The sequence below is a fragment of the uncultured Desulfovibrio sp. genome, from assembly GCF_944324505.1.
Lineage (GTDB): Bacteria > Desulfobacterota > Desulfovibrionia > Desulfovibrionales > Desulfovibrionaceae > Desulfovibrio.
The window spans coordinates 75528-88964 of record NZ_CALUWO010000006.1 but is presented as its reverse complement, the minus strand read 5'-3'; the positions used below and the strand labels follow the sequence as shown (position 1 = coordinate 88964).

The following is a 13437-nucleotide window of genomic DNA, read 5'->3' as shown; positions in this document are numbered from 1 at the left end:
CGCAGGCCCCCCCGCAGGTTGCGCTGCATTAGCGGTAGTATTGGGACAGCAGGGGGAATTGTTTGGCACTCTCCCGTATCTTGTTTTCCATATCGGCCATGAACTGTGCCCCGTTCATAGCCCATTCGCTTTCAAAGGTGCGGCCGGCTTTGGCAATGAGTTCCGCCTTCCGCTGCCGTATCTGTTCCCGCATGTCGGGATTGTCATGATGCCGCCAAAGCTGTTCATCAAGCTGTTCCAGTTCCGGGCGGATGCGGCACAGCGGATTGCTCAGGCTTTGCAGCCGGTCGGCCTCCTTGCCCAGTTCCTTGCGTATTTTTTGGGCTGCCTCTGAAATGCTCTCGCCATTCTTGCCGCGCAAAAAGGGCATGTGGCTGAGATCAAGGGGAGCCACACGGCCGTAGTCCAGGGAATCAGCCGCCTTGATGATCATGCCTTCCAGCGAACCGCTCTGCTTGGTGAGGCACTGTTGCAGGGCTGTTGCATACTCGTCCCCCAGGCTGCCGTTGCCAAAGTCCGTGCGCATGGCGTCAACGGTCTGGGCGGCGCTGTCTGCTTCCCAGTAGTCCGTACCGTTGTTCTGCCGGCCCATGTCGTGCCCGGTGATGCCGCAGAGCACGGCATTGCGGTCCACGGGAATCCCCTGTTCTTCCAGAATGCTGCACATGGCCGAGGCAAAGATGTATGCCCGCGCCACGTGCCCGCGCCCATGATAGAAGGTTCCCCTGTCAAAGGTTTCCTCGTGATGCTTGTAGGCATCCAGATGCCGGACAAGAAAATCGCGCCGTTCTCCATGGGTGGTCGGCAGCGCTGCCGGATTGGCCGCTGCCGGGAAGGGGGTATAGGCCGGATGCGCGGCGTCAAGACGTTCCATGGACTGCGGCGCCACGGCCCGGAACAGGGCGCGCGTGCTCTCCGGCAGCAGCGAAAGCTCTGCCGTGAATTCCGGCAGGGCCGTATTCTGCCGCATTGCCCGGAGCACATGCTCAACGTGGAGCATGGTCATGGAGCGGGTAACATTCAGGCGGCCGAAATCAGGCGACTGGTGCAGAATCCCCTGCCGGCAGACCTGCTCCAGCTGTGCCAGCAGATGTTGCATGGCCGGCGCCGAGAGCTGCTGCTGGAGACGGCCTTCCTCCGCATCCGTCATGGGCGGCACCTCATTATGCAGCAGAGTATAGGCCAGGGATATGGAGCGGCCCATATCCGCCAGCTTGTTTTCGGCGCCGTATTCCTGGTCGGTCGGCAGGCCGGCCATATAGGCGGCCATGGACTGATCGGTTCTGCCGATGGATTGGGCCAGGGTCTGGAAGACTGCGGCCGTGGACATGGCCGGCTGCGCCCGGGCAATGGTGCGCAGGGCCGAGGCCTGTTCCGCGGCATTCTGGATGACCATGTGCAGTTCGTCTATGGTGCGGACCTTGGAACTGCGTATCCAGCGGGAAATGCCGGCCTGCTGCCCCGGCGTCAGCGGGGTGGCATTGGGCGGCAGGGTCATGTTTTGCAGTTCGCGCAGCAGGGGCGCCTTGCGCTCGAGAATGGGCAGCGCCGTCGTGGTGATGGCCTGCATGACAAGGGCTTCCGTGGTGGGTTCCAGACCGATGCCCTTATCCAGTGCCTGATGAAGATGCCTGCGGGCATTGTCGGCCAGCTGTTCGAGAATAGTGCCGCGCAGCACCTCGCCGTCAGCGGGAAACACGTCGTCAAGGTTGCGCTGCTTCACCAGCGCATGCAGGTGCTCCTGGATGTGCTCAAGCGCGTTGCCGAACAGGGTTTCCGCTTCTGTACGGATATGCTGGGTGTAATAGGCAATGCCGGCCGTATGGAGACGGCCGATGCGATCGGTTTCGCGCATGTCATTGACCTTGGTCACGGGGTTCTGCACCTGTGCAGGGTCAATCTCGTTGTTGCGTTCCACAAGATAGACCACCTTGACGCCGGTGGCCTTGCTGAAGGCTTCCATGCGGGCAATGAGCCTGTCCCGCTGGGCGGGGGACGCCTCATCCAGGCGCACGCGGATTTCCTGAAAGTCGCGGCTGGGGATGATGGGTCCCTGAATCTGGGCCTCGATATAGTTCATGGCCAGCCGCACGGAGGCATCCTCGCCTCTGGCGCGGCGCTCGGCAGCGTCGGCCAGCAGGGCGCCATTGATGTCATCAAGGCCGAAGAGCAGACTTTCCAGATTGTCGTAGGAGGCCATCTTGGCGCGGGTACCTTCCGGATCGCCGAAGGTTCTGAGGGCCAGCGCCGCAAAGAGTTCCCGCTCTTCCTCTGTATCCATATTGATTTCGGCAGGAGGATTTTTCAGGAAAAGGGCCGTGAGGTTGGGCAGTTCAGCGCCCTGATCCAGCCATTTTTCCAGCGCGGCATGAGCTGCGGACTGGGGATCGCGCATGGCCACCACGGCTTCCGCAGGGAGGCCGGACGTGCCGAGCAGATCATAGAACTGGGTCCGGCGTTCCGGGGTGATGCGCAGGGCAGGGGAGAAAAAGGTATCCTCCGCAATGAAGGTGGCGCGCCGGGCCACCTCGGGCTTGAGCACAATGCTGCAGGAACCATAGCCCGTGGCAGCAGCGCCGTTGTAGCTGTTGGTGGTATTGAGCGCGCCGTAGGTCGGCCGTTCATCGGCAATGGCCTCGTGGCCGTCCAGCTCGGGAAAGACCAGGCTTTCAGTTTCCAGGCGCTGGCGCAGGTAAGATTCCCCCTTGCTGTGCACACCCTGCTGCTGTTGAATATGGAACAGGTTGGGCATGGGCTGGTCCGGCGTGAGAATAAAGGACGTATCGCGCAGCAGACGATGGGCAGGCAGATTGATGGTGAGCGGGCTTTGCCGCAGCAGGTCGCCGATTTCGCGGGGCGTGGCGGACATGCCGCGGCCGGCCATTTTTTGCAGGCTTGCCGCGCTTTCCCGTTCGCGCCGGGTGGCACTCTGGGCGGCCACATTGGCCAGGGTATGCAGATTGGCTGCCGTGATGTCATGCTCATGCACGGGCGCCGCCTGCGGGGGAAGCCCCGCATACTGCCGGCTCAGCGGAAGAGGACGCATGGCCTCGTAGCCGGCACGCGTGTCGGCATCTTCCGCCGTGGCAATGAGATCGTCCAGGCGCCCGTTGGAAACGCGGTTGCTCATTTCCTTGAGCACCAGCGCTTCCAGGTCAAACAGCTGGGCTGCTGCCGCGCGCGCATCCTTGGCGCGGGCATTGATGCTGCCCTCGCGACGGAGCGCGGCCTGCAGAAGGTCCATTTCCGCCGAGGTGAAGAGCTGATACACGGTGGCAAGCTCGGTATTGCTCAGCGCTTCCACGGCAGGCGCGAAATGCCAGAGGCTGTTCTCCTTCTGGGCATCGGAAAGCTGGCCCAGCCGGTCCAGGAGGGTCCGGTATTCTGCGGTGGTCTTGAGGGCCGCAAGCAGCTTGTCTGCCCGCAGGTCTCCCGGGGCCGTCAGCGCCTGCAAAACATCGCGGGAAGACGCCATCAGCCCGTCATGCCCTCTGGCAACTTTTGTGGCAGTGCGAAAGCCCTGAAAGGGAACGGAGTTGCCCTTGATGGAATCCAGTCTGATGGGTGAGGCTGTGCCCAGCTGAACCTTGTGTTGGCCAAATATACCGGTTTTTTCCGTAATGCCGCGCTGTGCCAGCTGCTGTTGCAGCACAGGATCGGCATGAATGCGGGAAGACATGGATGACTCCTTGCGTTGAATAACGGGGAAAGCGTCTGCCGTCTGACAGACGTATGCTACATCGTTTGCATACGGTATGCCAGCCCGTGCGGCAGGGGGAGCCACGCAGGGCGCTTCCCGGCTGCGCATGGCACAGGCGGCCTGCGCTGCCGGAGCGGTTCCCGTCCCTGCCGGGAGGGCAGGCCTACTTCATGTCCTGATAGAATTCATCCACGGCGGCCAGCACTTCCAGGGGCGGGTTCCAGCCGATGAGCGTCGCCATGAACAGATTGAGGGCCATGCTCACGGGGCTTTCGAAAATGGGCGAAAGGTCCCGCGGCAGGGCGCCATGGATGATGGCATCCACCAGTTCGGCGCTGAACTTGCCTTCTTCATCGGCGTTGGACTGGGCCACGCTGAGCAGGGCCCCGTGTATCACATCCGGCACGCCGAGCTGGGAGAAGGTGGGAATGTGGGCATCGGCCAGAGGTTGCAGCACACGGCGCATGGCACTGGCCTGGAGGCCCACATTATAGGTCAGGTAGACGGCGTCGGCCCCCTGTTCCACCAGATTCCTGTGGCAGGCTTCCAGCCGGTCCGAGGCCAGGGACGCCTCCTGTACGTCAAAGGTATCCGTGCAGCGCAGCAGGGTAATGCCCAGTTCCTGTGCCGCGTCCTCGATTTCGTTGAGCGCAATGCTGCTGCGCCCCGACGGGGTGTCCTCATAGGCGATGCCCAGTTTTTTGAAGCCGAAGATGTCATGGAACAGCAGCACCTGCCGCTTGAAACGGTCCGGTTCAATGGGCGCAACCAGATTGTCTCGTCCGGAATCGCTGATGGAGGGAATGATGCCGGCCGCCACGGCATTGGTTACGGACGACACCACCACCGGCACCTGAATGTCCAGGGCGGCACAGTCCTGCCCGGCCCAGGTACCGAAGGCCAGAATCAGGTCCACATCCCCCCGGGTCGTGATGCGTTGCAGGATTTCCCGCTGTATGGTCTTGCGGCGGCCGGCATCCCAGCCGGCGGAATAGAAGCCGTCTGGCAGAAAGACCAGACGTTTGCCCCCGGCGTGGGCAGCCATCCAGTTCCACATGCTCTGGGCGTCTTCGCTGTCGGACGGAATGGGCACGTGCCCGTTTTCGATGAGGCCGCGCTGTTGCAGACCCAGGGCCAGACCGTGAAAGATGCGCTGATAATCGGAAAAGGGGCCGCCTTCCACATAAATGACCCGCCAGACCCGTTCGTTATCCGTCGCTGCCGGTGTGGCAGCCGGGCGGGCAGCGGCGCAAAGGGCGTAGAGACAGAGCGGCAGGGCCAGGGCCAGGATTCGCAGAACGGGAAAAAGGCTCGTCATGAGAGAATCTCCTGAAAAAACGGATGCCGGTTAGGCGTGCCCGGCATCCGGCTGGAAGCGGGAAAGGGGAACTGGTTCGTGCCGGTCGCTGATGAGGCGGATGGGGACCTGCGGCGTGCGGCAGGCGCGCGCAACGGCCCAGTAGGAGGGGGTGAAGTGCAGCGCCTGTCCCACCGCCGGAATGTGCGGGCAGTCGGTCAGGTCAAGAATGGTATAATTGCCGCTGTAGTCCACTACGCTGCCGCCGGGCAGGTCCAGGGACAGGCCGGAAACGTCGGTATGCAGGCTGCCGCAGTCCACCAGGGCACGCAGGCGCCTGCCGCGATGATGGCAGGAGACCACAAGGCCGCGTCCGTTGCGCACGCAGAGGCGCGGCGGGCGGATATCCCGCTCTATCACTTCAAGCACCGTGGCGCTCAGGCTGAAGATATCCTGCCGGAAGTCTGCTCCCAGCAGGGGACATTCCCGGTAGATGTCGTGGCCGAGAAGCAGGGGATCGCCCATGCGGAATTCCAGCACACAGCCCGGCGGCAGGGTGGGTCTGTACGTCTCCTGCCGGGCAAACCAGTTCCAGAAGATGCTGCCGCCCAGGCTGACCCGGTGCAGGGCATGCCCCAGCAGACTTTCGGCTTGGGCTGCCAGCTCTTCCAGCTGGCGCATGTTCAGGGCATCCGGGCAGGCGCCGTAGAGACAGCCCATATTGACCCCCAGCCCTGCCACGTGGGCGCCGGGAGCACTGCCTGCCCGGCGTGATGCCGCGGCCACCCGGCGCAGCAGGGCCGGCGCTGCGGACAGGGGAACGCCCTCGCGCATGTCGCCCAGGTCCACCATGAGCAGCGCCTCATGGCACAGGCCGGCCTGACGGGCGGCAACATCCAGCGCACGGAAGGTTTCCTCGCAGGAAAAGGGACTGCGGGCAAAATGGCGTACCACCTCGTCGGCCTTGCCGGGCGCAGGCAGGTTGATGAGCACCCGCTCGTCCCGTGCCGGCTTTTTTTCGCCAAGGCAGCATTGCTCCGTCAGGTCAGCAACCCCGTAGCGGGTATAGCCGTGCTGCCGCAGGCAGGAAACCACAGCCGGATGTGAGGCCACCATTTTCAGCACCGGCAGAAAGGAAAATCCCCAGGTCTGTTCCAGCTGGTTGATACAGTGCAGGTTATGCACCAGGGCATCCATGTTCATGAGCAGCTCAGGCATGGGCAGTCTCCGTTTCGGTGGCAGCAAGAACAGGCAGCGGACCGGCGGACCGGGCTGCTTGCCGCAGTTCCGCATACAGTTCCGGCCGTGCCTCGCTGCCGGCCAGATCGGCATAGTGATAGGGCAGGGAAACGGCCAGGGCCTGTTCCACTCGCGTCCGGCGCATGGTCTCCCACAGCCGGGCAGACAGGCCGCCGGCCAGCCAGACATCGGCCGCGCCGGCTCCCCGGCCCATGGTGTCGTCCGGTTCCTCAGGCGCATCCGGGCAGGGCAGGCGCAGGGGGAGCAGTCCCGTGCAGGCCGGGCAGGGAGCAAAAGCGGCGGCAAGGCGGTGGGCCAGGCTCGTTTCGCCGCAGCGGCGCAGGGAAGTGACAAGTCCCCCCAGCATGCGGGGCAGGTAGGAGGTCTGAAAAATCCCTCCCGCGCAGCGCAGGCCACGGGCCGCCGCCACTGTCACAAAATAGAGAAAAAGAGACGGCAGCAGACGTTGCTCCTGCAACGCCGCGGCAATGGCCTCAGGCGCAAGGGCCAGACGCCAGGCGGGATTGCCCGTGGCGACCAGTTCCCGGAAATCTTCGGCAGGGGCAAGCGCCAGCGCCCGCCCCCCGGCATCCACACCCCAGAAAAGAAAGGTGCCCCGGCGCAGCTGTTGTGCCTCGGCGGACCAGCAGGCCCGCTGCCCGTTCAGTTCCTGCCAGACGGCGGCCGCCAGTTCCGGCTGGAGAAGAAGACGGCTTACCAGCGTGTGCGGCTGACGCAGATCGGCCATGATCAGGCGTCCGCAGAGGTACTGCATGTCCAGTGCCACCAGCGGAGGAATGTGGCAGTCCCTGTGCAGCACCTCCTGCCAGAGCAGGCTGTTTGCCACGCTGGCCTGCTGGCGGAAGCTGCGCTGGTGCAGTACCGCAGGCTGAAGATAGGTGCGCTGTACCAGGCGGGACAGGGCAGCATGGGTCGCCGGGTCCAGCTGGCGGGACAGGGCGGCAAGGGCCGCGCGCACCGTGTCTGCCGTAAAGGGCGGCTGGACGCTCACCAGGGTATGCCGGTAGCGTCCCGGCAGCAGGGGCAGGCGCACAAACTGGGCCGCGGACTGCCGGCAGCTGCCTTTGCCCAGCAGCATGCCGCGCGGATAGGCCACATTATTGCCGGGTACCACGCCACAGCTGAACAGGGGCACGGCATGGCGGCAGCTCATGGCAAAGAGCAGATTGCCCTGAAAGAATTCCGGGTGAAAGTCCACGCCGTGGTGATTGGCCGTCAGGGCATGAAAATTTTCCTCCAGCTCCCTGCGCAGCGCCAGAGCCACGGAGGGCGCATACAGCTGCCGGCAGGCGTCCACGGCCAGGTCCAGCAGATCATTGCCGTCCTGGGGCGGGCGGGGCAGACCCGCAGGCGCGGTCAATCCCGCTGCGTAGTCGGCCAGGGAAAGGGAAGCCGCCTGCTCGAAATGCCGCAGGGCATCCGGCAGCAGGCTGCGCAGCCATTGACGGGCCGTACTCATGCCTGCCCCGCGTCATGCCGCACGGACGGGCGGGCCAGCAGCAGAAAGAGCAGCGAAATGCCCAGCAGGCTCAGGCCGGCCCAGCGGGCGGCACTGTCCACGCTCATGACAGTGAGCACGCCGCCCACACAGACCGGGCCGATGACCTGCCCCACCCGTTGCAGGGCATCCAGCAGGCTCATGGTCTGATCCACGCCGATGGCCCGGGCGATTTCCAGCTCCAGCAGAAATTCGCTCTGGGCAGGAATATTCAGCCCGGTGGCCAGTCCCAGCAGGACGGACCCGCAGACAGAGGCCGGCAGCGGCGGCAGCAGCGTGAAGCAGGCCACGGACAGGGCGGAAAGGGCGCCGGCCCAGAACAGCAGCCTGTCCTTGTGCCGGCTTCGGGACACCAGACCGGCAAACAGCGGGCCGCTGTAGATGACAACAAGACAGTTGAGCATGTAGACGCGCCCGATATTGGACTGGGAAACCTGCGCCTGCTTGAGAAAGACCGGCAGGAAGTAGTTGAGAAAGCCCACGCACAGCAGCGCGGACGGCAGCAGCGCCAGCAGGATGAAGGCCAGCAGACGGCGGTCGGACAGCAGGCGGCGGAGCTGCGCCAGCGAGAGCCGGGACGGTTCGGGATCAGGAGCGGTCTGTTCCTGTTCGCCAGAGGGACGCAGCAGACGGAAGGGCACCACGATCAGACAGGCCAGAATGAGGGCGGACAGGGCAAAAACCGGGCCGTAGCCCAGGCGCTCCGCCAGCATGGCGCCCAGTGCGCTGCCGCACAGGGAACCGGCATAGACCCCGGCAAACATGTCCGCCAGTCTGCCATCCCGTACCGTATAGGCCTGGGCCGTGAGCAGGGAAAGACCGTAGCCCAGGCCCACCAGGGCGCGGGCACCGACGAACAGCCAGGGATTCCACGCCAGCATGGAGGCCAGATAGCCCAGCGCCATGCACAGGATGCCGGCTACAAGCGGCGGGCGCGCGCCCCGGCGTTTCATCCAGGTGCCGGCAATGAGGACGCTGAGGCCCGTCATGCCCATTTCGGCTGAGATGGGCAGCCCCAGCAGCACATCCCGTGAGAGCGCGCCGTCAGGCGTGAGTTCCGCCATGCGCAGGGGGATGAAGGAAATGGTCATGTCCATGGCCAGCACAAAGACGAACATGAGCGGACGGAACAGGGCGCTGCGATGGGCATGGCTGTGCAGCGTGCCGTGCAGGCGGGCCTCCAGACTGCGGGAGAGCAGCAGGAACATTTCCACCATGAAGATAAGGGCAATGACCACCAGGGTAAGAATGTCCAGACCGGTGCTCACCAGGCGTTCCAGCCAGGGTTCGCGTACCAGGGACACGCGCAGCTTCCAGCCCTGCACGGGAGCCTCGCCGGACAGGGACAGGCCCGACGTCAGCCCCAGCAGGGAAAATTCCTGGCCGTCGGACAGTACCGCCGGCATGCGGCGCGGGGCGCCATGGCTTGAGGCATAGACCGTCCCCTGCGGATCGAGAATTTCCAGCACCATGCTGTCGGCATGGGCGCCGGCCACGCGGGCAAGATAGGCATTGAGCCGGGAGGTGCTGTCCAGAGATACCCCCACCAGCAGCAGACGGTTGAGGTCTTCGGTCAGGATGCTGCCCGTATGGGCGGCATCCTGCCGCAGCCCCCGGGTATACTGGCTGCTGGTGGTGTACAGGGCCAGAGCGCCGTTGCCCAGCATGAGCAGCAGAAAAATGCCAAGGCAGAGATTGCGCAGCCGGGTGCTTCCGGCATGCTGCCCCCGCAGACAGAGCCACAGCAGCAGCGTGCCGGCAAGGAGCAGCACGCCCTGGACCAGCAGCTGCCGGAAGAAGATGTCGTGCAGTGCCCTGTCCAGCCGTTCCTCGGCAATCCAGACGCCGATATGGCCGGCCGCGTTGCCGCTGCGGTCAAAAACCGTGGTGAGCAGCAGTTCGCCCTGGTCCTGCCGCAGGCTCTGCATGTCGGCAGGCTGCCGGAAGCGGGCATCCGGGGGCAGCTGTGCGGGAAAGTCCCCCCAGCGATGCAGTACCCGCCCCTCTGTGTCCAGCACGGCCAGGGGCATGTCGGCTGCCCGTCCCACACTGGCCAGCAGGCGGTCCACGCCGCGGTAGGTTTCCAGCTTTTTCCCGAAGCGGACGCCCATGGTCATTCTGCTTTTGAGACTGGCCGCGGCCACGGAAGCCGATGCCACGGCATTGTGCCGGGTTTCGCTGCGCAGGGAGGAATAGAGCAGGGCGTCATAGAGCAGCAGGCTGGCAAGCAGAATGGCCAGCCAGCCGGCCACAATGCGGCCCAGGGGCAGGGACGAATGGTTCATGATACGGCAATCTCCTGGGAAGGCGGGCAGGCGCCAGGACGGGCCGCCTCCTGTCCCGAGCGGCAGAAGGCCAGCATGGTAATGTCATCGGACTGGGGTTCGCTGCCACGGAAGCGGACAATCTCGGCAAAGACGCAGGCCAGCAGCTCCCGCGGCGAGGCGTTGCGATGCCGGGCCAGCACGTCCATGAGGCGGGCTTCGCCGAACAGTTCCTTCTGGCTGTTCATGGCCTCTGTCACGCCATCGGTAAAGATGAGGCAGGTTTCGTGCTCGTCGAGCCTGTCCGTAAACAGGGTGTATGTCATGTCGGGCATGACGCCCACCAGCGGACCGCTCAGCTTGTCCAGCACACGCGGCGGCTTGCCGGATGCCCCGTCCACAATGCAGGGCGGGCAGTGCCCGCCGTTGGCATAGCACAGTTCGCCGGTTTCCGGCGTGTACAGGGCCAGAAAGAGGGTAACAAACATATTGCCGGGATTGTGGGCTTCCAGCATGGCATTAACCCGGCTCAGGGCCGCCGCCGGGTCCAGCCCCGAATCCAGCGCGTAGCGGACCAGGGTGACGGTCATGGACATGAACAGGGCCGCGGGCACCCCCTTGCCGGACACATCGCCCAGCACCAGGGCGCGGCGGCCGTCACGGGTGGTAAAGAAGTCATACAGGTCTCCCCCCACTTCCTTGGCCGGGTCCAGAAAGGCCGATGCCCGGAAACCGCAGACTTCCGGCGCGCCGTCAGGCGGGGGCAGAATGCCCATCTGGATTTCGCGGGCGGCGGACAGTTCCCCTTCCATGCGTTCCTTGGTGGCTGTGGTCTCCATGAGGCGGCGGATATTGACGGCCAGGGCGCCGCCCATGCGGGCATAGGCACGGGCCAGCTGGCCAAGCTCGTCGCGGCGGTCCAGGGGCAGGCCCTCGCTGACCAGGGGTTCAAGACGGTCCAGCGCATCCGGGGCGGAAAAGTCCACTTCCGCCAGCTCCCTGGTCTTGCGGGTCAGCAGTTGCAGGGGGCGCAGCGTGCGGATCAGCATGTACAGGGCCAGCAGCGCGGCCAGCAGCACAATGGGCAGGCAGATGCCGAGCAGCAGCATCAGCAGGGTATCGGAAGGCCGTGTGATTTCCGAAAGAGGCGCCACCATGACCAGCTGCCAGTCAAAGGTCCGGATACTGCCCAGCAGGCAGAGCATCTCGCCCTGTGCCGAAGGCAGAATGACCCTGCTCATGCCGGTGCGGCCGGCTTCGGCGCGGGCCGCGGCCAGTCCCGGCGGCAGGGTGCCTGTGCCGCCGGAGGCCAGCAGGGTACCGTCGGCATCCAGCAGGGCAATGGCGCCCCCGTCATAGAGCTGCATGTCCCGGAATTTTTCCCGGGTGCGTTGCAACAGGGCTTCCCTGGCCTGGGCATCCATCTTTTCCAGATCATCCAGGGGAATCATGCTGACCAGCACGCTCTGCGGCAGCTGGCCGGCCGGCCGGGGGCCGTCGTCCAACGGCAGGAAATAGGCCAGAACAGGCCGGTAGGGTGCCGTCCGGGCAGGTTCTGTCTTGCCGGCGGTGGCCACAAGGCGGGGCAGGTCCAGCACCGCAAAGTCCCCGTAGGCAGGCAGACGGCCGAATATCTGACGCATGGGGCGCTGCTTGGCATCCCGCAGCTCGGCGGTCAGGCCCAGGCGGCTCGTTTCCCCGGCCAGCAGGCGGCGTGTGGGCAGAATTTCCATGCGGATGCTGTCGATGCTGTCCGCCAGTTCCAGACTGGCGGCATCCATGCGGTCCAGCAGCTCCTGCGGCTGCCGTGAGGCGTTTTTGCCTGCGGCCGGCGTGTGCAGGGCCTGCACCAGAGCCTGCACACGCGCCGAGGCGTCACGCAGCTGCCCCTTGCGCAAGAGGACGTTGCGTACCTTGCTGGCAAGGTAGGTGAGCGAGGCGGTATTGAGGCGCTCCTCTTCCACCAGCAGCAGGGTGGCAAAATTCTTTTCTTCCATGGCCACCATGGCATCGCCCACCCGCTGCCAGGTGAGATAGAGCACCAGAGCCACGGACAGGGCTATGGAAGCCAGGACCAGCAGCGCCAGGCGCAGACGAAGACTTGCGTTCATGCGTTGTTCCTGCCTTCATGAATGGGGGTGCGTTCGCGGCGCTGCAATTTCTTGCGCAGGCCCTCGCGGGTGATGCCCAGCAGTTCGGCCGCCCGGCTCTTGTTGCCGCGGCAGGCTTCCAGCGCCTGCCCGATGAGGCGGTATTCGGCCTGCTCCAGATTGAAGGACGGGGGCGACGCCTCCGGCGCGGCGGCCACCGCCGGAGACGGAGCGGCCACGCTGATGCTGCCCCCGCCGGCCAGGGCCGCGAGGAGCTTGGGCGAAAGGTCGGAAGGGCGGATGACCGAGTCCACCGTCAGCGCGGCGGCCCGTTCCATTTCGTTGCCCAGTTCCCGCACGTTGCCGGGCCAGTCATAGGCCAGCAGGCACTGCTGCGTGGCCGGCGCCAGGGTGAGGGCTTCCCGTTCCATGCTGCGGGCATGCTGCGCCAGCAGATGCCGGGCCAGCAGAAGGATGTCGTCCCCCCGTTCGCGCAGGGGGGGCAGGGTCAGTTCGGCCACGTTGAGGCGGTAGTACAGGTCCTGGCGAAAGCGCCCCTCGTCCACGGCCTGCTTCAGATTTACATTGGTGGCGGCAATGATCTTGATGTCCACGGGCACAGGCCGGGTACTGCCCACGCGCAGCACCTCCCGTTCTTCCAGCACGCGCAGCAGCTTGGCCTGATTGGGCAGGGACATGTCCGCCAGTTCGTCAAGAAAGAGGGTACCGCCGGAGGCTTCCTCCACCAGGCCGCGCCGTGCGCTTACCCCCGTGGCCACGCCCTTTTCGATGCCGAACATCTCGCTTTCAAAGAGGGAATCGGGAATGGCCGTGCAGTTGACGGCCACAAAGCGGGCATTGCGCCGGGGAGAATGATAGTGAATGGTCTTGGCAAAGATTTCCTTGCCTGTGCCGGACGGGCCGAGAATCAGGGTATTGATGGGGCGCCGGGCAATGGCCAGGGCCTGGGTTACCACCTCGCGCATGGCAGGGCAGCGCCCGATGATGCGGCGCACATTGTATTCCCGTTGCAGGTGTTCCACCAGGCGCTGGTTTTCCTCATGCTGGCGGAGGCGCTGATGCTCCAGCTCCTGGGTGAGCTGATCCACCTTTTCCAGCAGTTCCGCCCGGTGAAGCTCCCTGGCCTCCACCTTGACAAGCATCATGCCGAAGGCTTCGGCCAGCCGCTCCAGCTCCGGCGTGGAGCTGCCGTTGCGGGTCAGGGAAAAGAGCGCGTCCTCATCGGCCGGACGGCCCCAGGCCAGGTCATCGCACAGGCGTATGAGCGTGGCAAAGATGCGGGAGGCGTTTTCGTTCATGCTCTGTCC

General features: G+C 64.9%; 7 protein-coding genes. All 7 read right to left on the bottom strand.

Annotated features, from left to right (window positions below; genetic code table 11):
• Positions 1–28: 28 nt before the first annotated feature.
• Positions 29–3679, bottom strand: a complete 3651-nt coding sequence (locus Q0J57_RS07720) for a DUF3626 domain-containing protein (protein WP_297218947.1) — start codon at positions 3677–3679, stop codon at positions 29–31.
• A gap of 184 nt (positions 3680–3863) precedes the next feature.
• Positions 3864–5018 (bottom strand): ABC transporter substrate binding protein, encoded by a 1155-nt coding sequence (locus tag Q0J57_RS07715; RefSeq protein WP_297218945.1) that lies wholly within the window; start codon positions 5016–5018, stop codon positions 3864–3866.
• A gap of 30 nt (positions 5019–5048) precedes the next feature.
• The gene (locus Q0J57_RS07710) at positions 5049–6215 is read right to left on the bottom strand and encodes an alanine racemase (RefSeq protein WP_297218943.1); all 1167 of its coding nucleotides are present in this window, start codon (positions 6213–6215) and stop codon (positions 5049–5051) included.
• Positions 6208–7716: a hypothetical protein gene (locus tag Q0J57_RS07705; protein WP_297218941.1), complete on the bottom strand. Its 1509-nt coding sequence runs from the start codon at positions 7714–7716 to the stop codon at positions 6208–6210. Before Q0J57_RS07705 ends, Q0J57_RS07710 begins: the two co-directional genes overlap by 8 nt.
• Positions 7713–10040: an MFS transporter gene (locus Q0J57_RS07700; RefSeq protein ID WP_297218939.1), complete on the bottom strand. Its 2328-nt coding sequence runs from the start codon at positions 10038–10040 to the stop codon at positions 7713–7715. Before Q0J57_RS07700 ends, Q0J57_RS07705 begins: the two co-directional genes overlap by 4 nt.
• On the bottom strand, positions 10037–12130 hold the full coding sequence (locus tag Q0J57_RS07695; RefSeq protein WP_297218937.1) for a SpoIIE family protein phosphatase: 2094 nt from the start codon (positions 12128–12130) through the stop codon (positions 10037–10039). Before Q0J57_RS07695 ends, Q0J57_RS07700 begins: the two co-directional genes overlap by 4 nt.
• Positions 12127–13428: a sigma-54 dependent transcriptional regulator gene (locus Q0J57_RS07690; protein WP_297218935.1), complete on the bottom strand. Its 1302-nt coding sequence runs from the start codon at positions 13426–13428 to the stop codon at positions 12127–12129. The genes Q0J57_RS07695 and Q0J57_RS07690 overlap by 4 nt, the downstream gene beginning before the upstream one ends.
• Positions 13429–13437 lie beyond the last annotated feature (9 nt).